Source organism: Fictibacillus iocasae (assembly GCF_042665465.1).
GTDB lineage: Bacteria > Bacillota > Bacilli > Bacillales > Fictibacillaceae > Fictibacillus > Fictibacillus iocasae.
Map to the genome: position 1 here is coordinate 257,079 of NZ_JBHTCP010000016.1, position 24,533 is coordinate 281,611.

The 24,533-nt window shown below is 44.4% G+C and carries 26 protein-coding genes; 21 read left to right on the top strand and 5 right to left on the bottom strand.

Annotated features, from left to right (window positions below; all coding sequences use genetic code 11):
- Positions 1-161 precede the first annotated feature (161 nt).
- Entirely contained in the window at positions 162-2,750 is a 2,589-nt protein-coding gene (gene mutS, locus ACFQPF_RS11205; RefSeq protein WP_379749706.1) for a DNA mismatch repair protein MutS, read from the top strand.
- A gap of 12 nt (positions 2,751-2,762) precedes the next feature.
- A complete protein-coding gene (mutL, locus tag ACFQPF_RS11210) occupies positions 2,763-4,610 on the top strand; it encodes a DNA mismatch repair endonuclease MutL (protein WP_379749628.1) in 1,848 nt (615 codons plus the stop codon).
- Between the two features lie 328 nt (positions 4,611-4,938).
- On the opposite strand, the gene ACFQPF_RS11215 is transcribed toward mutL, so the two are convergent.
- Positions 4,939-5,130, bottom strand: a complete 192-nt coding sequence (locus tag ACFQPF_RS11215; RefSeq protein WP_379749630.1) for a hypothetical protein — start codon at positions 5,128-5,130, stop codon at positions 4,939-4,941.
- Positions 5,131-5,287: 157 nt separating this feature from the next.
- Between ACFQPF_RS11215 and miaA the strand changes: the two genes are divergently transcribed.
- On the top strand, positions 5,288-6,211 hold the full coding sequence (gene miaA, locus ACFQPF_RS11220; protein WP_379749632.1) for a tRNA (adenosine(37)-N6)-dimethylallyltransferase MiaA: 924 nt from the start codon (positions 5,288-5,290) through the stop codon (positions 6,209-6,211).
- Positions 6,212-6,257: 46 nt separating this feature from the next.
- Positions 6,258-6,488: an RNA chaperone Hfq gene (gene hfq / locus ACFQPF_RS11225; protein WP_379749634.1), complete on the top strand. Its 231-nt coding sequence runs from the start codon at positions 6,258-6,260 to the stop codon at positions 6,486-6,488.
- Positions 6,489-6,578: 90 nt separating this feature from the next.
- On the opposite strand, the gene ACFQPF_RS11230 is transcribed toward hfq, so the two are convergent.
- Positions 6,579-7,526 (bottom strand): tyrosine-type recombinase/integrase, encoded by a 948-nt coding sequence (locus ACFQPF_RS11230; protein WP_379749636.1) that lies wholly within the window; start codon positions 7,524-7,526, stop codon positions 6,579-6,581.
- 109 nt (positions 7,527-7,635) lie between these two features.
- Here ACFQPF_RS11230 and ACFQPF_RS11235 point away from each other — a divergent pair, with 109 nt between their 5' ends.
- Positions 7,636-8,205: a YhcN/YlaJ family sporulation lipoprotein gene (locus tag ACFQPF_RS11235; RefSeq protein WP_379749638.1), complete on the top strand. Its 570-nt coding sequence runs from the start codon at positions 7,636-7,638 to the stop codon at positions 8,203-8,205.
- A gap of 87 nt (positions 8,206-8,292) precedes the next feature.
- Here ACFQPF_RS11235 and ACFQPF_RS11240 read toward each other — a convergent pair whose 3' ends face one another.
- Positions 8,293-8,904, bottom strand: coding sequence for a YitT family protein (locus tag ACFQPF_RS11240; protein ID WP_379749640.1), 612 nt, complete (start codon positions 8,902-8,904; stop codon positions 8,293-8,295).
- 241 nt (positions 8,905-9,145) lie between these two features.
- Here ACFQPF_RS11240 and spoVK point away from each other — a divergent pair, with 241 nt between their 5' ends.
- From spoVK to glnA, 5 genes are all read left to right on the top strand, one after another.
- On the top strand, positions 9,146-10,084 hold the full coding sequence (gene spoVK / locus ACFQPF_RS11245) for a stage V sporulation protein K (RefSeq protein ID WP_379749642.1): 939 nt from the start codon (positions 9,146-9,148) through the stop codon (positions 10,082-10,084).
- A gap of 50 nt (positions 10,085-10,134) precedes the next feature.
- Complete coding sequence (hflX, locus tag ACFQPF_RS11250; protein ID WP_379749644.1) at positions 10,135-11,382, top strand: GTPase HflX; 1,248 nt, start codon at positions 10,135-10,137, stop codon at positions 11,380-11,382.
- Between the two features lie 17 nt (positions 11,383-11,399).
- Positions 11,400-12,674, top strand: coding sequence for a methionine gamma-lyase family protein (locus tag ACFQPF_RS11255; protein ID WP_379749646.1), 1,275 nt, complete (start codon positions 11,400-11,402; stop codon positions 12,672-12,674).
- Between the two features lie 194 nt (positions 12,675-12,868).
- A complete protein-coding gene (locus ACFQPF_RS11260; RefSeq protein WP_379749648.1) occupies positions 12,869-13,273 on the top strand; it encodes a MerR family transcriptional regulator in 405 nt (134 codons plus the stop codon).
- Positions 13,274-13,304: 31 nt separating this feature from the next.
- Entirely contained in the window at positions 13,305-14,639 is a 1,335-nt protein-coding gene (glnA, locus tag ACFQPF_RS11265) for a type I glutamate--ammonia ligase (RefSeq protein WP_379749650.1), read from the top strand.
- A 44-nt stretch (positions 14,640-14,683) separates the two neighbouring features.
- Here the strand turns inward: glnA and ACFQPF_RS11270 are convergent, their stop codons facing one another.
- On the bottom strand, positions 14,684-15,544 hold the full coding sequence (locus ACFQPF_RS11270; RefSeq protein ID WP_379749652.1) for an STAS domain-containing protein: 861 nt from the start codon (positions 15,542-15,544) through the stop codon (positions 14,684-14,686).
- A 212-nt stretch (positions 15,545-15,756) separates the two neighbouring features.
- Entirely contained in the window at positions 15,757-16,371 is a 615-nt protein-coding gene (gene lexA, locus ACFQPF_RS11275; RefSeq protein ID WP_379749654.1) for a transcriptional repressor LexA, read from the bottom strand.
- Between the two features lie 155 nt (positions 16,372-16,526).
- Between lexA and yneA the strand changes: the two genes are divergently transcribed.
- From yneA to ACFQPF_RS11330, 11 genes are all read left to right on the top strand, one after another.
- Entirely contained in the window at positions 16,527-16,796 is a 270-nt protein-coding gene (gene yneA, locus ACFQPF_RS11280) for a cell division suppressor protein YneA (protein ID WP_379749656.1), read from the top strand.
- Positions 16,715-17,452: a YneB family resolvase-like protein gene (locus ACFQPF_RS11285; protein ID WP_379749658.1), complete on the top strand. Its 738-nt coding sequence runs from the start codon at positions 16,715-16,717 to the stop codon at positions 17,450-17,452. Before yneA ends, ACFQPF_RS11285 begins: the two co-directional genes overlap by 82 nt.
- Before the next feature lie 100 nt (positions 17,453-17,552).
- Entirely contained in the window at positions 17,553-17,792 is a 240-nt protein-coding gene (locus ACFQPF_RS11290; RefSeq protein WP_379749660.1) for a DUF896 domain-containing protein, read from the top strand.
- A 102-nt stretch (positions 17,793-17,894) separates the two neighbouring features.
- Complete coding sequence (locus tag ACFQPF_RS11295; RefSeq protein ID WP_379749662.1) at positions 17,895-18,179, top strand: HesB/YadR/YfhF family protein; 285 nt, start codon at positions 17,895-17,897, stop codon at positions 18,177-18,179.
- A 166-nt stretch (positions 18,180-18,345) separates the two neighbouring features.
- Positions 18,346-20,346: a transketolase gene (gene tkt, locus ACFQPF_RS11300; protein WP_379749708.1), complete on the top strand. Its 2,001-nt coding sequence runs from the start codon at positions 18,346-18,348 to the stop codon at positions 20,344-20,346.
- Positions 20,347-20,487: 141 nt separating this feature from the next.
- On the top strand, positions 20,488-20,931 hold the full coding sequence (gene sirA / locus ACFQPF_RS11305) for a sporulation inhibitor of replication protein SirA (protein ID WP_379749664.1): 444 nt from the start codon (positions 20,488-20,490) through the stop codon (positions 20,929-20,931).
- Between the two features lie 79 nt (positions 20,932-21,010).
- Entirely contained in the window at positions 21,011-21,226 is a 216-nt protein-coding gene (locus ACFQPF_RS11310) for a YneF family protein (RefSeq protein WP_379749666.1), read from the top strand.
- A gap of 61 nt (positions 21,227-21,287) precedes the next feature.
- The gene (gene mnmH, locus ACFQPF_RS11315) at positions 21,288-22,346 is read left to right on the top strand and encodes a tRNA 2-selenouridine(34) synthase MnmH (protein ID WP_379749668.1); all 1,059 of its coding nucleotides are present in this window, start codon (positions 21,288-21,290) and stop codon (positions 22,344-22,346) included.
- 322 nt (positions 22,347-22,668) lie between these two features.
- Positions 22,669-23,379 carry a cytochrome c biogenesis CcdA family protein gene (locus ACFQPF_RS11320; RefSeq protein ID WP_379749670.1) on the top strand — a complete coding sequence of 237 codons (711 nt, stop codon included), beginning with the start codon at positions 22,669-22,671 and terminating at the stop codon, positions 23,377-23,379.
- Positions 23,380-23,395: 16 nt separating this feature from the next.
- On the top strand, positions 23,396-23,842 hold the full coding sequence (locus ACFQPF_RS11325; RefSeq protein ID WP_379749672.1) for a Na(+)/H(+) antiporter subunit B: 447 nt from the start codon (positions 23,396-23,398) through the stop codon (positions 23,840-23,842).
- 8 nt (positions 23,843-23,850) lie between these two features.
- Positions 23,851-24,309: a CcdC family protein gene (locus tag ACFQPF_RS11330; RefSeq protein WP_379749674.1), complete on the top strand. Its 459-nt coding sequence runs from the start codon at positions 23,851-23,853 to the stop codon at positions 24,307-24,309.
- Positions 24,310-24,533: the final 224 nt, after the last annotated feature.

Sequence of the window (24,533 nt, forward strand, 5' to 3'; positions counted from 1 at the left end):
TTTTTTATACGTTAAGAAAATATAATGTTTTAACAGTGCAGAAATTCGGCGCAGTCCAACTGGTAACGTACAAAGTGGGTATGATACGGCCATCTCTGCAACTAACAAGAGACATATGATATAATGTCGTTTAGAAAGTTAGAAGAAACAGGTGAATGATGATGACCCAGTATACTCCAATGATTCAGCAATATTTACAGGTAAAGGCGAGCCATGAGGATGCCTTTTTATTTTTTCGTCTTGGTGATTTTTATGAAATGTTCTTTGATGATGCCCTAAATGCCTCTAGGATTCTCGAAATCACACTCACTTCTAGAGATGGCGGGAGCAATGGCCGCATACCTATGTGCGGTGTACCGTATCATTCCGCTCCAGGCTATATAAAACGCCTTGTCACAGAAGGGCATAAAGTGGCGATATGCGAGCAGGTGGAAGACCCAAAGCAGGCAAAAGGGGTCGTCAAGCGTGAGGTCGTCCAGATCATCACTCCAGGAACGGTCATGGATGATCAGCTGCTGTCTGACAGAGACAATAACTATATCGGAGCACTCGCGATTGACGGAAACAGTTATGCACTTGTGGTCGCTGATCTTTCAACAGGGGAAGCGAAAGCGTATTTGCGGAACGGAGAATCAGCCACGATGATGGCAGATTTGAGCCGGCACCGTGTGAGAGAAGCGGTTCTTGACAGGGCTACGTATGAAAGCTGGAAAGAAAGGATACATAGCAGCAATGAGTTTGCTGCATCAAGCGAAGAACGAGATTCTGTTCCAGATATGTTTGCAGAGCATGTCGGCTTGCTTGGTCATCCGCTGCAAAAGAAGGCGGCTGGAAGGCTGTTTCAATATTTAAAGCATACGCAAAAAAGATCCCTTTCGCATATGCGGAAAGTGGTGCCACAGTCTGACTCGGTACTGATGAAGCTTGACGCATTCTCTAAAAGAAATTTAGAGCTTGTAGAAACAAATCGCACGAAAGGGAAAAAAGGCTCTTTGCTCTGGCTGCTCGATAAAACGATGACGAGCATGGGTGCACGAAAGCTCAAGCAGTGGCTGGAAGAGCCACTTTATGTGCGCAATGAGATTCAAGCTCGGCTGGATATGGTCGAGGCTCTTTACAGCAAATTTTTTGAACGTGAAGAGATTCGCGCTAAGCTGAGGGAAGTGTATGACATGGAGCGGCTTGCGGCGAAATCAGCGTTTGGAAATGCCAGTCCTCGTGACCTCCTTCAGCTTAAGGTCTCCCTGCAGAATGTCCCAAGTATTAAAGAACAGCTGCTCCAGCTGGGCTGTGCGGGGAGCGAAAAGCTATTTTCTCAAATGGATGCCCATGAAGGTTTGGCAGAATACCTTGAAAATGCCATCCATATCAATGCGCCGCTCCTTCTTAAAGACGGCAGCATCATTAAAGAAGGATTCAGCAAAGAGCTTGATGAGTACCGTGATGCGAGCACCAACGGTAAAGAATGGATTGCTGCTCTTGAACAAAAAGAACGCGAGAAGACAGGCATACGATCATTGAAGATCGGCTATAACAAAATTTTCGGTTACTTTATCGAGATCACTCGGGCGAACTTAGCGGGAGTTCCTGAAGACAGGTATGAAAGAAAACAGACTTTGTCCAATGCAGAACGCTTCGTCACCCCCGAACTGAAAGAAAAGGAAAGGCTGATTCTTGAGGCAGAAGATAAAATGGCGGATCTCGAACACCGTCTGTTTCTCGAAATCCGCGAACATGTGAAACGTTTCGTGCCTGGTCTTCAAGAACTGGCAGGCTGTCTGGCTGAACTTGACGTGATGCAGTCGTTCGCATCTGTAAGTGAAGAGAGGCGCTTCGTGAAGCCTGTTATATCAATCCGCGGGATAGTGGATATCGTTAATGGCAGACACCCTGTTGTAGAGAAGGTGATGGATGCGCAGGAATATGTGTCCAACGATATTCGTTTAACGGATGGTAACAGCATGCTGCTCATCACGGGGCCGAACATGGCTGGGAAAAGTACGTACATGAGGCAGCTTGCCTTGACTGCCATCATGATGCAGGTTGGCTGTTTCGTACCGGCAGACAGCGCGGAACTCCCTTTATTTGATCAGATTTTTACGAGGATAGGGGCAGCGGACGATTTAGTCGGTGGGCAGAGTACGTTCATGGTCGAGATGCTCGAAACGAATTATGCGATACGCCATGCCACAAAAAACAGCCTGATCCTTCTTGATGAGATCGGCAGGGGAACATCTACCTATGACGGAATGGCGCTCGCTCATTCTATTATTGAACACATTCATGACCAGATAGGAGCCAAGACCCTTTTTTCTACTCATTATCATGAGCTGACGGTTCTGACAGATACGCTGCCGCAGCTGAAGAACGTCCATGTTTCAGCAGTAGAAGAGGCAGGTAAGCTTGTTTTCCTTCACAAGATCGTGGACGGGCATGCCGATCAGTCGTTTGGCATACAAGTCGCAGAGCTAGCGGAGCTTCCGTCTCCGCTCATTCAGCGCGCAAAGCATATCCTGCATGACCTCGAGAACGAAGGAAAGCACTCTTCGCCAGCTGTCAGAGAAGTAGCCGCTTCTATAGATGTGCCAGAAAGCCAGCTCAGTTTGTTCGAGACACCTGTCAAAGAGGTTTCACCGAAACAGCATAAGAACGAAGCGGTTATATCTATGATCCAGTCTCTGAACTTGCTGGAAATGACACCGCTGGATGCGATGAACAAGCTGTTTGAGCTGCAAAAGAAAATAAGATAAGGCGTGAATCCTATGGGGAAGATCACTCAGCTAGACGAATTATTGTCCAATAAAATAGCCGCGGGAGAAGTGGTGGAGCGGCCAGCATCTGTTGTCAAGGAGCTGGTTGAAAATGCGATCGATGCGGGATCGGGAAGAATCGAAGTTGAACTTGAAGAGGGGGGCCTTCAGCTTATCCGTGTTCTCGACAATGGCAGCGGGATGGAACCTGACGATTGTGAGCTCGCGTTCTCCCGGCATGCGACGTCTAAAATCAAACGTGAGCAGGATTTGTACCAGATTCGCACCATGGGTTTCAGGGGTGAGGCGCTGCCAAGTATCGCGTCTGTTTCCGAAGTCAATATGACAAGCAGTACAGGGGACGGGGCAGGCGTATCGCTACTTATAAAAAACGGTGTGATCGTGGACAAGCAACCGGCAAAGAGCAGGAAAGGAACAGACTTCATCGTCCGCAGCTTGTTTTACAACACTCCAGCTCGGCTCAAGCATATGAAAACGATTCAGACTGAGATGGCTCATACGGCTGATATCATGAACCGTTTCGCACTTGCTTATCCTAATGTTTCTTTCCGATTAAAGCATAACGGCCGTGAGCTCCTCCACACGACTGGAAACGGCAACCTTCTCCAAGTAATCTCCGCCGTTTACGGGATGCATACAGCAAAGCTTATGATTCCGGTGCAACTAAAGTCTCTGGATTACGAAGTATCGGGTTTTATCGCCAAACCTGAGGTAAACCGGGCTTCACGCACCTATATGTCTTTGTTCATGAACGGCCGTTACATTCGAAATTATGCCGTATCGAAGGCACTGCAATCCGCCTACCACACGCTTCTGCCGATCGGACGTTTTCCGGTGTGTGTTCTCTCCATCACGATGGACCCTGTGTTAATCGATGTGAACGTTCACCCATCCAAACAGGAAGCGCGGCTGAGCAAGGAAACGGAACTGTCGGAACTGATCGAACAAGGAGTGAAACAAGTTCTGCGCGACTCGCTCTTGATTCCAGATGCCGATGTTTTGCAGAAGAAAGACAAAAATGAGAGGAAAGAGATTTCCGAGCAGAAGGAGTTTATATTTGAGCATTCTCCCGCTGCTCAGCCTGTAAGCGAATGGGTATCTTCTCCATCTCAAACTAAAGAACAAGCAAAATCGGCATCCCATGTTTCAAGGTCAGCTGAGGATGATTCACACTCTTTAGAATCCTTGCCCTCAACTGCAGCTGATTTGCCGGAATACGTAATTTCAGAAAGCGAGCTGCCAAAGCCCATCGATTCCAAGATACCGGTGATGTACCCGATCGGCCAGATGCATGGAACATACATTGTCGCCCAGAATGAGAAGGGACTGTATTTGATCGACCAGCATGCTGCCCAAGAGCGGCTGAAGTATGAATATTACCGGGAAAAGACGGCAGCTGTGGCAAGAGAGCTGCAGCAGCTTACTGTTCCGTTTACGTTCGAATTCACGGCCCGTGAATTTTATCTGCTGCAAGATAAGCTTGATCTGTTAAAGGAAGCGGGAGTTTTTCTCGAACATTTCGGTCAGCATACGTTCATTGTGAGAGAGCATCCGCAATGGTTCCCTTCAGGCTATGAAAAAGAAACGATCGAAGACATCATTCAGCAGGTGTTAGAAGAGAAAAGCATCTCAATCACCAAGCTGAGAGAGAGTGCAGCGATCATGATGTCTTGCAAAGGATCGATTAAAGCGAACCGGCATCTGCGAAATGATGAAATCTTTGCTTTACTAGAATCACTTAGACAATCAGAAGACCCGTTCACATGTCCACACGGCCGTCCTATCACCATTCACCTCTCAAGCTATGAGCTTGAAAAAATGTTCAAACGCGTGATGTAGAAGTAAAAGCTGTTCCGCTCGCCCTTCTGTAACAGGTACAGGTGCAAATAAGGGTGACTTAAGGCGTTAGCCAAGTTTTCTTACACTTTAAGAAAAGATAACTTTTTAACAGAGGAGAAAGTCGACGCAGTCAAAAAGTTTAGGAAAAAGTATAAGGGCAACTAAGGCTGACTTAAGGCGTCAGCCAAGTTTTCTTTACACTTTAAGAAAAGATAACTTTTTAACAGAGGAGAAAGTCGACGCAGTCAAAAAGTTTAGGAAAAAGTGTAAGGGCAACTAAGGCTGACTTAAGGCGTCAGCCAAGTTTTCTTTATTATGTACGTTTCTATCAATGATGTGGAGCCAGCGACAGGACGATAACCAGCATAATAAAGAGAAGGCGCTGCAGACGATCGTCTGTTGCCATTCTCACGAGCACGACAAAGGATACTCCAAGGACTGGGTTATCCTCAACAAGAAGAACCGTGAGAATATCAAGCAAAGCAAATGCCTGTTCCACGAACTCTGCCTCACCGCTCATAAAGAACACCTCCTGTTCACTTAATATATTGCAGTCTGCTGTGTTTGGTGTGTGAACGATTAATGAGGTGTTAAAGCGTGAAAGATAAAAGGGCAATCTGTTACAATAAAAACGACTATACTCTTGTAATTTCTATAAAGTGCTCTAGGAGACAGCCATGAAACAAAGATTAATTGTTACAGCAGGACCAACTGCAGTCGGGAAGACGAAAACCAGCGTTGAACTGGCAAAGGCTCTAGGCGGAGAAGTAATCAGTGGCGATTCGATGCAAATATATAAAGGTCTTGATGTTGGTACCGCTAAGATCACGGAAGCAGAAATGGAAGGGATACCTCATCATTTAATTGACATTAAGGAACCTCATGAAACCTTTTCTGCTGCAGAATTTCAAAAAATGGCATCAAAACTCATCATAGAGATAAACAACCGCGGAAAGATTCCGATTATTGCTGGAGGCACAGGGCTATATATCAGGTGTGTCACACATGGCTATGAATTTCCAGAAGCCGGGGGCAATCCTGAACTGCGTCTACAGTTAGAAAAAGAAGCGGAAAAAAGGGGAGCGGAACATCTGCATCGTCTTCTGCAGATGCAAAATCCCACTGCGGCTTCAACCATCCATCCTAACAATGTACGGAGAGTCGTTCGAGCTCTGGAAGTGGCCATGTCTGCTCAAGTGGGAAATACTCAATCGCGCTGCGAGGAATCACCTTATCATCTCATCATGGTCGGGTTGGAGATGGAGAGAAGCCGGCTGTACGAACGGATCAATGAGCGTGTCGATACGATGATGAAGGAAGGCTTGCTCGAGGAAGCACGGATGCTGTTTGAACGGAAGATAGAAGGTTCGCAAGCAGTAACAGCCATCGGCTATAAAGAGCTATTTCCGTATTTCAGGCATGAGATGGAACTCAATGAGTGCGTGGAACTTTTAAAGCGAAACTCTAGAAGATACGCAAAAAGGCAGCTGACATGGTTCAAAAATCAAACTGATGCGACATGGTTCGACATGGGCGAGAAACCTTATCAAGAAAAATTTAAGGAAATTTTAAATTTTGTTGAAGGAGAATTACAGCGATAACGAGAATGTATAAACTGTAGTGCGCAAAGAGGAGGACTGTGAAAAAATGAAGCAAACCGTTAATATTCAGGACCAATACTTAAACCAGCTTCGAAGAGAGAATATTTATGTTACCGTCTATTTATTGAATGGCTTTCAACTGAAAGGATTAGTGAAAGGATTTGATAACTTTACGGTCGTCCTTGAAGCAGAAGGCAAGCAGCATCTCATTTATAAGCATGCTATTTCCACGTTTACTCCACATAAGCCGGTAGACCTTCAATCGTCTGCTGAATAAATGGATATTAAGAAGCAAAAAACAGCCCTTTCTTTTATGGAAAAAAGGCTGTTTTTTTGTTTCTCTATTACTAACCATTACTTTAAAGATTCACCGCTGCTGGGCGTAGCTGCGGTAGCGTTTAATCGACAGGAGCGCTTTTAGGCCAAGCATCTGTTGCATTTCATGATCTTCTGCACCTTTTTCAATAAGTGACAAAATGAATGTACGCCTGAAATGCTGTGATGACAAACCGCTGCGCAGGCCGCCGCGGCGAATTTCCTGTCTAAGCATTTTTTGAATAGCGATGATCGTAAGAGGCTTTGGGGAACTGCGTACATAATCCCATCGGTATGTACCCCTTTGATAGTCGAAAGCAGCAAAAAGCGGATCATTTGAATGCAGCCTTGGTCTTACAGGTTCGGGGATGCTATTTAAGTACTCACTCAATAACTGCTGATCTTTTTGTTGGAGTTGGCATATTCTTGTTTCTAATCGAAGCTCTCTTTGGTGAAGCCGAAGATCCTTCATCTTAATTTGGCTCAATTCCTTCAATGTTAATCCATGATAAACGAGCAGATGCAAGATAGCTCTGTTCCGTGCGATAAGAAGAGGTCGGTGCTTTAGTTGATTTTCGGTCAATCCATCCAAAGATGACAGCACGGAAAACAGCTGGTTTATTTCTTCGGCAGAAACAAAATCATCGTCAGTTAATTCCTCAGCATGAACGGTACGCTCTATGTGAAAGGGGTTAGCAGACAAAGCATTTGTTCTGACCAAATAAACACCAAGTCTCTTCAGCACGGTCTCTACCCTCGTCATAGTGGACGTGGAATACTTGCGCTGGTCGGTTAAGAAGCGTAAATATTCTTGTACCTCTTCTTTTTTTAAGTGACTGAGCGAGGGCAGTGCATCATCCTTGAAGTTAACTCGCATCCAGGCAAAGAAATCGTGTAAATCATAATAATACCGTCGAAGTGTGCTCTCTTTCCTTCCATCTGATAAAAGGGCAAGAAGATAGTGCTGTGCATAGCCGGGCAAATGAGGAAAATGATCCAAGATTATCACACCAGTCCTTTTTTTTCCATTATACCAAATCTCCCTTTGTTCATGAATAAATAGGGGTCCTCGATTGAACAATAGGAAGAAAAGGGAAGTGGAACAAACAATGAAAAGATGTGCATTTTGGCTGGTATGCCTGATGGCAGCATCAGGCTGCGGCAACGTATTCACGAAGGAAACCGATCAGCATTACAGGAATCCATCAAAAGTAAGTCATGAACTCCCAAATTCTGAAAACGATTCGCCTGTCGTCGAAGAAAAAAGCTCTGAAGTCCATTATGCTAAAGAAATAAGCAAACTGGCAGACAAGGTGAAAGGTGTGAAGAAGAGCCACGTTATCGTAACAGGAATGTACACCTTAATCGGCATTGAGCGGGAAGGAAGGCCTTCTTCAACGGAAGACCACTTGTTGCGGAGAAGAGTATATGAGTCAGTGAAGGATAATTCACATGGACGTACCGCGGCTATTACGACTGACCAAAAGAAAGTGATGCAGATCCAAAGACTTGGTGTCCAAATTGGGGAAGGCCATCATGATATGAAAGGGAAGATCTATAACCAAGTTGGAGTTTTAATCGGCCAAATACCGCCTCTTAGCGGTCAATACAAAAACACAAAAATGGAAGATGCAAAAAAACAAGACGGAAACAAAGGCAGAAGTGATATTTATGAATGATCCTATTTCCGGGGCAAGCGCATTTCTCGACAATATAGATGCAAAAAAGCTGGACCGCAAACGAGGTCCAGCTTTTTTGCACAATGTTTAAGCCGTTTTTTGTTCTTTTAACGTGATGCCGTCTTCGTTTGCCGGTTTCATCGATTTAAGCTTTCCAACGAGGAAGCTGGCAATGGCAATCGCGATGACAGAATAAAGGGCATTCGCCAATCCTACAATGAACGCTGCTGATAAAACGATAGCAAGATCAGTCAAAAACAGAGTAAGCCCTCTATTGATTTTTAAGAACTGTTCGAAGTACATCGCCAGAATATGGATGCCACCGAGCGAGGAACCGTTGTTCAAGACTAAGCTAACGCCGACTCCGATCAATAGGCCAGCCATCACAGTTGCTGCGAGTGCCGGTAGCGCAGGCAGGTGCAAGACGTCAAGAGCATCGGATACGAAAGAGATCAAAATGATGCAAAGCAAGGTTGATAATGAAAAAAGCATCCCAAGCCTTTTGATCGATAGATAGAAGAAGGGAAGGTTCACCATAAAAAAGAGAAGACCCCATGAAACGTCAAATGTAAACGAAAGCAATGTAGCGATGCCTGCTGTTCCACCGAATGTCAAAGAGCTGATCGTCAAAAGCTTTGTACCGATCGCGGTCAGCAGAAGACCGGCGAAAACGATCAGTGCCTGTTTAGTTCTATTCATTTATATTTCCTCCAAATCGATTAGACCAAGAAACGTACAAATTAAATAAGCTTCATATTTATACATCTTATTCCCGAAAACGCTTTCAACGCAATATATTTTGAAAATGTTGGAATTGTATAATAATTCATGCCTATGCCTTGTCGTATAAACGGGGCGAGATTCATACAAATAAGGAGAGCAGGTGTTGAAGAAAAAGATATCAGCTGATCATGGAGACTCAGAAAAGAGGTGAAGATCCTTGAATGATCCAATTGCCGCGAAAAATAAAAGGCAGATCAACATCGTGCTGAATCAGCCGGGTGAAAAAGAAAAAGAGGACGCACCGCTTCAGCAGGAAAAAAAGCTGCAGCATATGGAAGCGCATCTTCCGCTCATAAAGATTGAAAAAGAGCTGAACAAACTGGTTGGAATGGATGACTTCAAATATTTTGTCAAAGAGATCTATGCTTGGCTGTATATCAATAAATGCAGACAGGAATGGGGATTGAAAACAGAGAAACAAGCTCTTCATATGATGTTCAAAGGGAATCCAGGGACAGGGAAAACAACGGTCGCAAGACTTCTCGGCCAGCTGTTTCATGATATGAACGTGCTAACGAAGGGGCATCTCATTGAAGCAGAGCGGGCGGATCTTGTGGGTGAATATATAGGGCATACGGCTCAGAAGACAAGAGACTTGATCAAAAAAGCAAGCGGCGGCATTCTTTTTATTGATGAAGCTTACTCACTAGGACGAGGCGGGGAAAAGGATTTTGGTAAAGAAGCAGTGGATACCCTCGTAAAAGCGATGGAAGATCAGCAGCATTCGTTTATCTTAATCCTTGCCGGCTATTCGCAAGAGATGGACCGCTTTCTCAAGCTGAACCCTGGTCTGCCTTCGCGATTTCCCCTCATCATGGAATTTCCTGACTATAGTGTGAACGAGCTGATGGAAATAGGCATGCGGATGGTGGAAGAACGCGAATATGTGATGACGAGAGAATGTGCATCCAAGCTGAAGCAGCATCTGCAAAGGGTTGTGCTTGAACAGGGGAAGAGTTCCTTTTCTAATGGCAGGTATGTACGAAACTTAGTGGAAAAAGGAATACGGAAGCAGTCGGTGCGCTTGCTCAAAGAATTACGGCATGATAAAAAAACATTGATGACATTACTAAGCGATGACCTTGTTCTGGATTAGAGCTGCACCATTTGATATGATGGAAGATATTAAGTGCAAGGAGAATCGTATTGAACGAATACACGAAAACAGAACCTGAAAAAGCCATTCTCGTTGGATGCCAGCTATCCAGGCAGACTGACGAGCATTTTTTTTATTCACTCGACGAACTAAAATCATTGACCGAAACAGCTCAAGGAACGGTCGCGGCCGTTGTGACACAGAAGAGGGACCGTTATGATTCGGCTACCTATATCGGGAGCGGAAAAATTGAGGAGATCGTAGCACTTGAGAGCGAGCTTGAAGCAGATTTGATCATCTTTAATGGTGAGCTTACTCCTAGCCAAAACCGTAACCTTTCTCGCAGCTTGTCCGCTCGTGTAATTGACAGGACTCAGCTTATTCTTGATATTTTTGCCATTCGTGCCCGTTCCCGTGAAGGCAAGCTTCAAGTGGAGCTCGCTCAGCTCGAATACATGCTGCCAAGGCTCTCTGGGATTGGGTCAACGATGTCCAGGCTAGGAGCAGGAATCGGTACAAGGGGACCGGGTGAGACGAAACTTGAGAAAGACAGGCGCCACATACGCGTCCGCATCCATGAACTGAAACGGTCTCTCACTCAGATCGCGAGCCACCGGGACAGGCACCGAGACCGAAGGAAAACAGCCGGAGTGATTCAAGTCGCTCTTGTCGGATATACGAACGCAGGTAAATCGACGATCTTTAACAGGCTGACCGAAGCCGGTACCTATGAAGAGAACCAGCTTTTCGCAACACTTGATCCGCTCACTCGCAAGCTGAAGCTTCCACACGGTCTGAGCGTGCTGGCAAGCGATACAGTAGGTTTTATACAAGATCTGCCCACTTCTCTTATTGCCGCTTTTCGTTCTACGCTTGAAGAAGTGAAGGAAGCCGATCTTCTTTTGCATGTGATCGATGGGTCACATGAAGACAGGGTGCAGCACGAACGTACCGTGAACAAGATTTTAAACGAGCTAGGCGCTTCAAGTATACCTGTACTGACGGTCTTTAATAAGAAAGATTTGTTTGCAGAAGGCTTCGTGCCTTCAGGGACATCATCACTATCTATTTCTGCTCTTCATAATGAAGATATTGCCATTCTTCGTGAGAGGACGGAAAAAGAAATCATGAAGCTGATGGAATATTATCATATCGAGGTACAGGCGAGTGATGGCAAATGGCTTTCGGAATTAAAGTCTGCCACCATCCTGATGCATCAGTCATTTAATGAAGACAAAGGGGTCTATGAATGCAAGGGCTACGCCCCGAAAGATTATCACTTTCCAAAAAGCAATTGAAGCAAAAGGAGCACAGCATGTTCACACTATTTAAACATGGCAGCGTATTAGAGGAGCTTAGCCATAAGGCAGAAGCAGCAATAAAGGAGCAGCATAAAGAAATTGACCGCATTTCAGAGTACAATCAGCTGAAGGTTCTCAAAAGCTTTCAAGAAAACCGGGTCGGCGATCACCACTTTCATCCATCTACAGGATACGGATATGATGACAATGGCCGAGACACGTTAGAAAACGTCTATGCTGATGTCTTTAAAGCTGAAGCAGCAATTGTCCGCCCGCAAATTATTTCAGGCACTCATGCGATCTCTCTCTCTCTTTTTGGTGTGCTGCTTCCGGGCGATGAACTTCTTTATATTACAGGAAAACCTTATGACACTCTTGAAGAGATCGTAGGACTTAGAGGGACAGGTACAGGCTCGCTAAAAGAGCTTGGAATCGGTTATCAGCATGCAGATCTCACGCCAGACGGCGAAATCGATTACGAAGCCGTAAGACGGATGATCCATAAAAATACGAAGATGATCGGCATACAGCGCTCAAAAGGATATGCAGACCGTCCATCGTTCACGATAGCCCAAATCACTGAGATGATCGGGTTTGTTAAATCCATCAAGCCTGACGTCATTGTTTTCGTTGATAACTGCTACGGCGAGTTTGTGGAAGAAAAAGAGCCGATTGAAGCAGGTGCTGACCTGATCGCTGGATCTTTAATCAAAAACCCTGGAGGAGGGCTTGCGAAAACGGGAGGGTACATAGCAGGAAGAAAGGACCTTGTAGAACGCTGCGGCTTCCGCCTGACTTCTCCGGGCATCGGAACGGAGGCAGGGGCCTCTCTTTATAGTCTGCTTGAAATGTATCAAGGTTTTTTTCTGGCGCCTCACGTTACAGCTCAAGCTTTGAAAGGGGCAGTATTCACAGCGGCCTTTCTTGAAAGCGTTGGGATGAGCACAAACCCTGCTTATGACAGCAAAAGGACCGATTTGATTCAATCAGTCATCTTCCACGACAGAGAAAGGATGATCGCGTTTTGCCAGGCGATTCAAACATCGTCTCCTGTAAACAGTTTTGCTGTACCATATCCTGGCTACATGCCAGGATATGAAGATGATGTGATCATGGCTGCAGGAACGTTCATCCAAGGAGCCAGCATCGAACTTACAGCAGATGGACCGCTCAGACCGCCATACATTGCGTTCGTTCAGGGCGGATTAACATACGAACATGTGAAAATATCCATCCTTTCAGCTGTAGACGAGCTGCTCGACAAGAAAATGATTGCAGTGAGCGAATAAAGTAATCATAAACGGACTAACAATGGCACAGTCAAATTTGTTAGTCCGTTTTTTTGTTTCAAAACAGGAGAATGTTGTTTAGTCAGCTCACTTTAGGGTGCATCAGAAAAAAATAATGTTAATTTTCCTCACATGTGTTGACATGTTAGAAGATATCACATAAGATATCATTAGTTGAAGGGAGGGCGCACATTATGAATGACCATAACCGAAGAAATATGCCGCTGTTTCCAATCAGCATTGTCATGCAGCTGACCGAGCTGTCAGCACGCCAGATCCGCTATTATGAAGAACATGAGCTGATTCATCCGGCACGGTCTGATGGAAACCGCAGGCTGTTTTCTTTCAATGACGTTGATAAGCTGCTTGAGATCAAAACACTGCTTGAACAAGGCGTGAACATGGCCGGAATCAAACGCGTGTTTGAACTAAACAGCCAGGCAGCGGCCCAGCTCCTTCATCAGGCTCAAAAAAACAATCAAGAAGAAATTACTGAATCAGCGATTTACCGCCAGCTCAAACGCGAGCTGCTTCATGGCGGAAGGTTCGGAAAAGCTTCTTTGATACAGGGAGAATTATCCCGTTTTATGAAACAATAATCTTGTAACCAACATTTAGGAGGAGATTGTTTTGGCTAAATTCACTAAAGAAGACATTACAAAAAAAGTGCAAGAAGAAGGCGTCCGTTTTATCCGCCTGCAGTTCACTGACCTATTAGGCGTAATTAAAAATGTAGAGATCCCAGTAAGCCAGCTCGAAAAAGCGTTGGATAACAAGATGATGTTTGACGGTTCTTCAATCGAAGGATTCGTTCGCATCGAAGAATCAGATATGTACCTTTATCCTGATCTTGACACCTTTGTTGTGTTTCCATGGACTTCTGAAAAGGGAAAAGTTGCCCGTCTGATCTGCGATATCTACAATCCTGACGGAACACCGTTTGCGGGAGATCCTCGCGGCGTTTTAAAACGTGTTCTAAAAGAGATGGAAGAGCTTGGCTATACGGATTTCAATATCGGGCCAGAGCCGGAATTCTTCTTGTTCAAAAATGATGAAAAAGGCGAGCCGACGCTTGAACTTAACGATAAAGGCGGATACTTTGACCTTGCACCAACTGACCTTGGCGAAAACTGCCGCCGTGATATCGTGCTAGAACTTGAGGACATGGGCTTTGAAATCGAAGCATCTCACCATGAGGTAGCTCCTGGTCAGCACGAGATCGATTTCAAATACGCGGATGCAATCGCTACTTGTGACAACATTCAGACGTTCAAACTTGCTGTCAAAACGATTGCTCGCAAGCATGGACTTCACGCTACATTCATGGCGAAGCCGCTGTTTGGTGTGAACGGTTCAGGAATGCACGCGAACATGTCTTTGTTCAAAGGCAGTGAGAACGCGTTTTATGATGAAAGCACAGAAACTGGCATGAGTGAAACAGCGATGCAGTTCCTTGCAGGGATCTTGAAGCACGCTCAAGACTTTACGGCTGTGACGAATCCTACGGTTAACTCTTATAAGCGTTTAGTACCTGGCTACGAAGCGCCTTGTTATGTTGCGTGGTCTATGAGAAACCGCAGCCCGCTCATCCGTATCCCGGCTTCGCGCGGCGTTTCAACTCGTATTGAGGTGCGCAGTGTAGATCCAACGGCTAACCCTTACTTGGCGATGGCTCTCCTGCTTTCAGCTGGTCTTGACGGAATCAAGAACAAGCTTCAGGCTCCTAAAGCGATCGACCGCAACATCTATGTGATGGATAAGGAAGAGCGCGAAGAAGCAGGAATTAAAGATCTTCCGGCTACATTAAAAGAAGCTCTAGAAAACTTGAAGAGAAATGAAATCATGATGAACGCTCTCGGTGAGCATGCTGCAGAACACTTTATCGAAGCAAAAGAGATCGAATGGGATATGTTCCGCACACAAGTTCACCCTTGGGAACGCGAACAATATATGAGCATGTATTAAGAGAGTAGAAACCCCTGATGCAGACGCATCAGGGGTTTTTCTCTCTAAAGATTCCGGTTAAGAGTGAATCCGATATGGGAAAGGGCACTTTCCACATTATTAACGATGATAATATTTTTAAAGTCCATAGACGTGTCGAGAGTTTTTATTGCCAGGTCAGGTCTGAAGCCGGTAAGGATCGGTGTCACACCGATTAATGTTAACAGCTTCACGATATTCAGCAAGTGCCCGCTCACATTTTGATCAATATCGCTGATTCCGGACAAGTCAATAATCATATGATCAAGTGAGCGTTGAATACAGTTCTCCAAAGTAGTTTGGATAATGATTTCTGCGCGAGTTTCACTAATTTCTCCGATCACAGGTAATATGGCTACACCTTTGGTTAACGGAACGATTGGTACAGACAGCTCTTTTATCTCTTTATTCGCACGATCCAGTTCAAGAACATATGTTAATAACGATGACATCGTTTGAAACAGTTCGATATGCTGATCGGTAAATTGAAGCTTGTTCTTATCAAGGCCGCATATCGTTCCATAGTTCTCGCCATTTTCGTAATAGATGGGTATGGCGATGAAGCTGCCTCCCCCTAAGTTAGTCGTAACACCCAGGTGCTTTGTAAGGCGGTTTTCCGTTATATCTTCAATGGTCAATATTTCATGGCCATGGTCGACACTTATTTTACAAAAGGTTTCTTCAAAGGGGAGAATGGTGCCTTCTGTTAATAGAATCTCTTCACGGTTGAGCACTTTCTGAATTTCATTCACCTGTTTATCGTTTTTTGCCACGAATAAAGTGTTAATATTGATCAGCTTGCTCATGAAATATAGAATGTTCTGTGCCGCTTCTTCAAAGTTATGTACCGATTTAAGCTTCATGGATTGCGTGTATATACTGGACACATCTTACCAACCTTTCTTTCTCTATTGAAATTACCTTCAATAAATACCCTTAACCGTAAATTTAAAACAAAAATGCTTCTTTTCTTAAATGACGAAAATCGTCCAAAGAAAAGAAGCATGTATAGAATACCTGGCTGTCGCCAAGACGTTAAGCCAGCCTCATCAACAAGTTATGCATTCTTAAAGAAAAAAACCGCCAAATGGCGGTTCTTTTAGTGGATTGTTCGATAAACACCGATAACTTTCCCGAGAATTTTTACAGAAGGAAGCAGGATAGGGGCCATCGATGAATTTTCAGGCTGAAGGCGAATATGATCCTTTTCCTTGAAAAAGCGCTTTACTGTAGCTTCATCGTCTTCTGTCATCGCAACAATGATGTCTCCGTTGTTCGCTGTCTGCTGCTGTTTAACAACGACCAAATCATGATTGAGAATGCCAGCTTCGATCATACTGTCACCAACAACTTTAAGCATGAAAACTTGATCATCTCCTACCATATGTTCGGGGAGAGGGAAATAATCTTCCACATTTTCCACCGCGCTTATTGGAAGACCAGCTGTTACCTTCCCGATGACAGGGATCTGGATGCTTTTATTTGCCTCGAAGTTATCTTCCAGACCGAGTACCTCAATGGCTCTTGGTTTTGTTGGGTCTCTTCTTATGAGCCCTTTCTTCTCCAATCGTGCCAGGTGGCCATGCACTGTAGAACTAGATGCAAGTCCCACTGCTTCACCAATTTCCCTAACAGAAGGCGGATAGCCTTTTTGATTGACTTCCAGCTTGATGAAATCCAGGATATCAAGCTGTCTTCTGGATAATTTAGACATGACGCCACCTCATTTACTGAAATCTCTTAAAAAAAGTATAGCATGGGAAAACTAAGGATACAAACATAAGTTCGAGAAAAAAGTTGACGCGAACAAATGTTCTGTGATAAATTAAGATCACAAATACAAACGAACGTTCGGCAGGAGGGTTAAAAATGAAAAATGGCATACTTCATATTTTATTCTTTATAATGGTGGCAGGGCTTATGGTGTTTTCAGCAGCTGACTTGTCTGCAGAAGAAAACCATTACCAAACAGTGACAGTACAAGAGGGTGAATCTCTTTGGAGCATCTCTGAAAAGCTGCAGCATAAGCACTCATTAGAAGCAAGGGAGTTTATTTCATGGGTAGAAAAGAAAAACAATCTACATACAGCGAAGCTCGTTCCTGGGCAGAAGCTGATCATTCCGGTAAAGAGCAGCTAGGTGATAAACGGAACGCGGTGCTTTACGCCCGTGTAAGTACAGATAAAGAGGAGCAAGAGTCTTCGTTAGAGAGGCAGATTGAAGAACTGCGGGAACTTGCCATGCAGCATAACTTGAACGTGACAGCGGTTATTTCTGAAACAGCGAGCGGATTCAGCTTAGATCGCGATGGCATGCTTGAAGTGCTCGATATGGCCAGAGAAGGCGAATTCGATTGTCTGCTGATCCAAGACGAAACAAGAATCGGAAGAGGAAAGGTAAAGATGGCTATCCTGCACCATTTGATCAAGTTCAACAAAAAAATTTATACCTATGCCGGATCAGGAGAATACAACCTGTCTGAAGCAGATGAAATGGTGTTTGAGATTGTTTCGGCAGTTGAGGAATATCAGCGCAAGCTGCATAATATGAAAATCCGCCGCGGGATGAAAAAAGCGGTTCAGAACGGCTACCGTCCGGAAAAAAATCTGCACAATTTAAGGCAGGGCGGCAGAGAGAAGAAAGAAGCGCCTATATTGGAAATTGTTCGGCTGAGAGAAAAAAAGCTCACGTTTAAAGATATTGCTTTAACGTTGAACGGCCTTGGATACGATATTTCAAAAGCGACTGTGAATAGAAGATATATTGAATATATGGAAACAGAAGCAAAAGAGTAGCCATAACCGCCGATTTTTTGTACGATAGTGGAAGTGCATCACCGTTGTTTCAGGCTGGACGTATGAAGCCAATAAAGGGATGCTATGAAAAGGAGTGTTGATGATGCTTCCAAAAACAAAAATCGACCGTATAAACGCACTGGCGAATAAAGCAAAAAAAGACGGATTGACTATAGAAGAAAGCAACGAACAAAAAGCTCTTCGAAAAGAATACATCCAGACTTTCAGAAAGTCATTTGTTACAGATCTTCAGTCCATCACGTTTGTGGATCCAAACGGTGAGGATGTAACACCTGAAAAGTTAAAGCAGAGTAAAAATCAAGGTCAGATCAAGCATTAAGAAAAAATCCGCAGATGCCATTGTGCAGAAGCGGATTTTTTTGTTGCATAATTTTCTGAAAAGTATATACTGTTATATAACAACACATGAAAGGGTGATATTGTGGCATTTTCAATTTCGAGTAATGCAGCAGCACTGTACAGGGATATGGAACTTGGGGCGAAGGAAGGCATCCGGCTGTTCGTGAAGTATGCAGGAAGCGGCGACAGCGGCGGATTCTCACTCGGAGCGGCTCCAGGCACCCCGGGTGAAGAGGATTATGTTCAAGAAGTAGAGGGCCTTCGTTTCTTTGTGAAGCCTCATGAGCTATGGCTCGTCGATAACATGAAAATGGATTATGATCAAGACAGCGACCGAATGATGTGTGAGTTTCCAGGACTCGCTTAATAAAGCGGAATAAATTTTAAAGAAGCCTGTGTTATATTACAGGCTTCTTTTTGTATGATGAGATGCATAGTTGCAAACAATAATCAACGTGCTATAACTGTTTTTCTTGTTTTTATATGAGATAATAGATATGATGTAATTCTAAAAAATGCATACATACGAAGGGATGATAGAATTGGCAAGAGAAATTGATACATTATCCATCAATACGATTCGCACATTATCGATCGACAGTATAGAAAAAGCCAACTCCGGACACCCGGGCATGCCAATGGGTGCGGCACCAATGGCTTACAGCCTCTGGACGAAATTCATGAACCATAACCCGGCTGACCCTGCATGGTTTAACAGGGACCGTTTCGTGCTTTCAGCAGGACACGGATCCATGCTGCTGTACAGCTTGCTGCACCTTTCTGGATATGGTCTTACAATTGACGATTTAAAGCAGTTCCGTCAATGGGGCTCTAAGACACCTGGGCACCCTGAGTTTGGCCACACGGCTGGTGTAGAGGCGACCACAGGGCCTCTTGGCCAAGGCCTTGCTATGGCTGTCGGAATGGCGATGGCAGAGCGCCATTTAGCGGCTAAATATAACAAAGACGGCATGGATGTTATTGATCATTATACGTACTCCATATGCGGTGATGGTGACTTGATGGAAGGCATTTCATCTGAAGCCGCTTCACTAGCCGGCCACCTTGGCCTTGGGCGTCTTGTTGTTCTTTACGATTCAAATGACATCTCATTAGACGGCGATCTTCATATGTCATTCTCAGAAGATATTCAAAAGCGCTTTGAAGCATACGGCTGGCAAGTTCTCTTCGTAGAAGACGGTACGGATCTGGATTCAATTGAAAAAGCGCTTGAAGCGGCTAAAGCCGACACATCGAAACCAGCTTTGATCGAAGTGAAAACGGTAATCGGCCATGGATCACCGAACAAATCAGGAAAGTCGGCTTCTCACGGTTCTCCGCTTGGTCTTGATGAGATCAAGCTTACGAAAGAAGCATATAAATGGACGTTTGAAGAAGACTTCCACGTACCTTCAGAAGTTACAGAGCATTTTGCAGCATTAAAAGAAGAAGGGAAAAAGAAACAGCAAGCGTGGGATGAACTCTTTAAGTCATACGAAGATAAGCATCCGGAACTTGCAGCAGAATTAAAAACGGCGATTGCTGGGAAGCTTCCTGAAAACTGGGATAGTGACATGCCAGATTTCGATAAGCCGATTGCGACTCGTGCCACTTCAGGTGCTGCCATCAACGCACTTTCTAAAAAGGTCCCTGCGTTATTCGGCGGTTCGGCTGACCTTGCAGGATCAAACAACACGCTCATGAAAGATGAGAAAAACTTTTCAAGAAACGATTACAGTGGGCGCAACATATGGTTTGGCGTGCGTGAGTTCGGAATGGCGGCAGCGTTGAACGGCATGGCCCTTCACGGAGGCCTTAAAGTTTACGGCGGTACGTTCTTTGTGTTCTCAGACTATCTTCGTCCGGCTGTAAGGCTTTCTGCGCTAATGGGTCTTCCGGTTACCTACGTTCTGACACATGACAGTGTGGCAGTAGGCGAGGATGGACCGACACACGAGCCTGTCGAGCAGCTCAGCTCATTAAGGGCGATGCCTAACCTTTCTGTCGTTCGACCTGCAGACGGATATGAATCTAATGCTGCCTGGAAACTTGCGATAGAAAACACTGACCAGCCTACTGTGCTTGTGTTGTCCCGCCAAAATTTACCGATTCTTTCCTCTACAAAAGAACTGGCATATGAAGGTGTCAAACGCGGGGCTTATGTGGTTTCACCAGCTGAAGGAAAAGCAGATGTCCTTCTTTTAGCATCAGGTTCGGAAGTCAGCCTTGCAGTAGAGGCTCAAGAGCTTCTTAAGAAAGAAAATATTGCAGCTTCAGTCGTATCCATGCCTTCTTGGGACCGTTTTGAAAAACAGGACGCTGGTTATAAGGAAGAAGTGCTTCCTTCTGACGTGAAGATCAGATTAGGAATTGAGATGGGAGCTTCTCTAGGGTGGCATAAATATGTCGGCGACGCTGGCGATGTTTTGGCGATCGATTCTTTCGGTGCTTCAGCACCTGGGGCGACAATCATTAAAGAATATGGCTTTACTCCAGAAAACGTCGTGAACCGGGTAAAAGCATTAATGAAATAGAGAAAAATAACGAGTCTCTGAAGGAAAGGTCTTTGGAGACTCTTTTTTCGTCAAAACTAGTGCATTTTCGCGCCGCTTTTAGACAAGCCGTCCGAGGGATTATCGCGTATAATAATGAAAAAGCTATAGGAGGACAGGGCCATGCGGGGATATTTTTTGTATAAGATTCGCGAAGATGTGGCTCACGAATTTTATGGAAAAGAGTCCAAAATTTTTTCTTTGTTTTTAGAGGAAAGAAAAAGCAAGAACGCAGATAAAAGAAGCATCGCGCAAAAACAGACCGCTTATATCACTTTGCCGATCGAAGCAGAAAAGCTTATGAGTTATTTATGGCGATTATCTGTACCGGGTTCAAGCTTTGACACAAGAAAAAATGTGTTTTCCATCACCCTGTCCAAAAGCGAAGTCCACCTTTATTTGAACCGTGATTATTTAATGCTCGAGAGCAGAGGCACGTTTGACGCTGAAACAACCATGTTTGAACTGTTGCGGAAAGTGGAAACACGGTTTCTCGCAATGGATTTTGAGGCGAAAAAATACGGCTGGCTTTTCCCTGTAAAACTAAACTCGTTTTACGGCGCGTAAATATTTTGCCTCCATCTTGTACCAGCACTATGATTTATAGTAAACTAGTGCTAGACAACATGAAGGAGGAAGTTTTGAAATGACTTGGTTATACATCCTTGTGGGTGTTCTTTCTTTAATTGCAGGAATCGCGATTGGATTTTTCATCGCCCGCAAATACATGATGAGCTACTTGCAAAAGAACCCGCCTATTAATGAAAACATGCTGCGTGTTATGATGATGCAAATGGGACAAAAACCGTCGCAGAAGAAAATCAATCAAATGATGCAGGCGATGAACAAGCAGATGAAATAAAGTGGACAAAAGCACCCGGCATTTGCGGGTGCTTTTTCTATAGTGAAAGAAGGGCTTGAAAATGATCGAGCACAGTTTGAATACAGCAACAATCGATGAGATTTTAAATAACCCCGATCAGTTCAGTCTTATCGATGTCAGGTCACCTCAGGAATTTGAAGATTTCCGGATGCCGGGAGCTGTCAATCTTCCTATTTTCTCTAACGAGGAAAGAGCGGAAGTGGGTACGATATATAAACAAGTAAGCGAAGAAGCCGCAAAAAAAAGAGGCATCGAGATTGTATCATTGAAACTTCCGGCTATTTATGAAGCCATTACGAATCTCTCGAAAGAGCATCCTAGCAAACAGCTGACGATTTACTGTGCCAGGGGAGGGATGAGAAGCCGAAGCATCGCGGTTACGATGACGATGATGGGATTGCCGTGCAAACAAGCAGAAGGCGGCATACGTTCTTATCGGAAGAAGATCGATGCATACCTTTCTTCATTAGAATCATCTCAAAAACCGATTATCGTGCTTGAAGGGCTTACCGGAACAATGAAAACAGATATCCTTTCTGCCTTGCAGGAAAAAGGGCTGCCGGTCGTCAATATGGAAAAGATGGCAAGGCATAAGGGCTCCATTTTCGGCCAGATCGGTGAAAATCCGGCGACACAGAAGGATTTCGAAGCTCAGTTGTTTCACCGCCTGAGAGATCTCGAAGAAAGCCCATACTGGATGATCGAATCAGAAAGCAAAAGGATCGGCCGCGCGGTTGTTCCGGATTTTTTGCTGAGGGGAAAATATTCGGGCAGAAGGATTTACTTGAACGTTCCTTTTAGAAAACGCGTCTCGTACATTAGCAAACTTTATCAGCCAGAAAACTATAGAGAAGCTATCCATGATGCCGTTATGAAATTAGGCAAAAGGATCGCACCGGAAGTATTTCCAGATATCACTTCCGCTCTTCATTCATATGACTATGAAGAAGTTATCGCTCTGCTGCTGGAGCATTATTATGACCCAAGGTACAGCCATGCTCACGGCCGTTATGAAAACGAGTGTGTAGAAATAAATATTGAGTCAATTGAAGAAGCTTCTGAAAAGATCCATGATGTACTGTCAGGCTGGGGACTGTAACGAGTGAATACAGGATATGAGTGTTCAAGGTGAAAAATGGCTTCGCAATAAAGCATTGCGAAGCTTTTTTATACGAAATGTTAATAAAGCTATATATTATGAGTACTTAACACAAAAAAAGTTAACGTCTAGTGACTACGCGTGAAGAGCTTGAATCAGCCTCTTGTTATTGTGTTTCGTCACGATGTCATTGTTCGGCTTTTTTTCCTTCTTGCTTTCATTCAAGAAGAAGGCCGAGCATAATAATGAGTTACACAGGGCGTATAGTTGAGTTGCTGCGCCATATCCATTAAGATAAGAAATGTATATAAGGGGGATTATAATGAATGACTTGAATGTGCTGCTGGCGTTTGGCGCAGGTTTGCTCTCCTTCATCTCGCCATGCTGCCTGCCGCTTTATCCAGCGTTCTTATCGTACATAACAGGTATGAGTGTCTCGGAATTAAAAGAAGAAAAGGGCATGTTTAGGCGCAAGGCGATGCTGCATACTCTTTTTTTTCTACTCGGCTTTTCTATTGTATTTGTCGTACTCGGATTAAGCACATCGTTTATCGGAAACATTTTTTTCATTTACAAAGATCTACTCAGGCAAGCCGGTGCGATTTTTATCGTCTTCTTTGGTCTTATCATACTCGGCATTTTTACACCGAAATTTTTAATGAAAGATAAGAAGCTCCACTTTCAGCAGCGACCTTCTGGATTTATCGGGTCTATTTTAATCGGTGTTGGATTTGCTGCTGGCTGGACACCATGCACGGGACCGATTTTAGGAGGCGTGATGGCGCTTGCTTTGACAAATCCGGGCGCTGGCATGATGTATATGTTTTTTTATGTGCTCGGTTTCGCTGTACCGTTTTTCTTTCTCAGCTTCTTTTTAGACAAGCTGACGATCATCAGGCAGTATAACCGCCATTTTATTAAAGTAGGCGGCGCACTAATGGTAGTGATGGGCGTGCTGCTTTACTTTGATTGGCTGACGTATTTAACGAGCTTTCTAACAAATGAACTGTTCGGCGGATTTCAAGGTTTTTGAGTAAAGGAGGTATTTGATGCGCAGCAATGATGTTATATTAAAAACAACAGCCAATATCATCGTGTTTATCATTCTTGCTTTTTCAATCAATTCGTTCTTTTCTGGCCATAATGCACCAGGTGGAGGTTTCGTTGGAGGGCTGATGGCTTCCGGCGCCCTGCTGTTGCTTTATATTTCATACGGCATGGAAGCGATGAAAAGGGTAATTCGTGTTGATTTCCGGTATTTTATCGGAGCAGGGCTTTTGATCGCCGTATTGACGGGATCTGGTTCGTTTTTGTTTGGAGCTGAATTTTTCAGTCATACGTTCGGCTATTTTAATTTTCCGCTGCTCGGCAAAACAGAGCTCGCAACGGCCATGCTTTTTGATCTAGGTGTATACTTGACGGTAGTCGGCATCACGATGACCATTATTTTGGCCATTGCAGAGGACAGAGGAGAGCGGGAACAACAGGAAGGTTGATCAATAGTATGTTCATTGCAATTAGCGGCATCCTGGCCATAGTGATGGCTTTCGTGATGATGGGGATAAGGATGAAAGCCTCGAAAAAGCCCGTTTCGTTGAAAAAGATTATGCTGCCGCCTTTATTTATGAGCACCGGTTTCGCCATGTTTTTGTTTCCTGTGTTCCAGATTTCATTCATAAAAGCAGGAGAAGCCTTTTTAACAGGCGTTGTTTTTTCGCTCCTGCTCATCATGACGACTAAATTCGAGAGAAGAGCAGATGGCATTTACATGGTGATGTCTAAAGCGTTTGTTTTCATATTCGCAGGGCTTTTTATAGTTAGACTGCTCATGAAAATCTATTTTGAACAGCATATCTCGTATGAAGAGACAAGCGGGATATTCTTTATCATCGCGTTTGGAATGCTCTTGCCATGGCGCATGACTATGGCTTACCGGTTTAAGCAGATCAATAAACCTGCTTAATCCATAATCCATAATCATTCCATTCAATCAGTGATGAAACGAGGGCAGGACACGGCAAGACATGTTCTGCCCTCGTTTCATTATTATAAAAAAAACCGGTCAATTTTGACCGGTTTTCTTTGTTGGTGTGCCCGGCATGGGTACAGGCTATAGGGTGTGAGTCCCGAACTGTGAAGGCAGTAGTAACAGTAGCTTAAGACAAGGTGGTGCGGGGCGACCCGCAT